The organism is Vibrio sp. 10N.286.55.E10 (assembly GCF_002872555.1).
In the GTDB taxonomy this organism is placed as follows: domain Bacteria; phylum Pseudomonadota; class Gammaproteobacteria; order Enterobacterales; family Vibrionaceae; genus Vibrio; species Vibrio crassostreae.
Window position 1 is genome coordinate 1 of record NZ_MCSD01000054.1, and the last position, 227, is coordinate 227.

Genomic DNA, 227 nt, shown 5'->3' on the forward strand with positions numbered 1-227 from the left:
AATGGTGGGTCGTGCAGGATTCGAACCTGCGACCAATTGATTAAAAGTCAACTGCTCTACCAACTGAGCTAACGACCCAATGGTATCCCGTAGGGGAGTCGAACCCCTGTTACCGCCGTGAAAGGGCGGTGTCCTAGGCCTCTAGACGAACGGGACACTGGATTGAAGAACTTGGGAGTTCTTCGTCTCTTTTACTTTCTAAACCTAATCAATCTGTGTGGACACTT

General features: G+C 49.3%; 2 tRNA genes. Both read right to left on the reverse strand.

The features are described from left to right. Positions 1 to 2: 2 nt before the first annotated feature. Positions 3 to 78: transfer RNA gene (locus BCV39_RS19930), tRNA-Lys, on the reverse strand. A 2-nt stretch (positions 79 to 80) separates the two neighbouring features. Then, positions 81 to 156, reverse strand: a tRNA-Glu gene (locus BCV39_RS19935). Between the last annotated feature and the right edge of the window lie 71 nt (positions 157 to 227).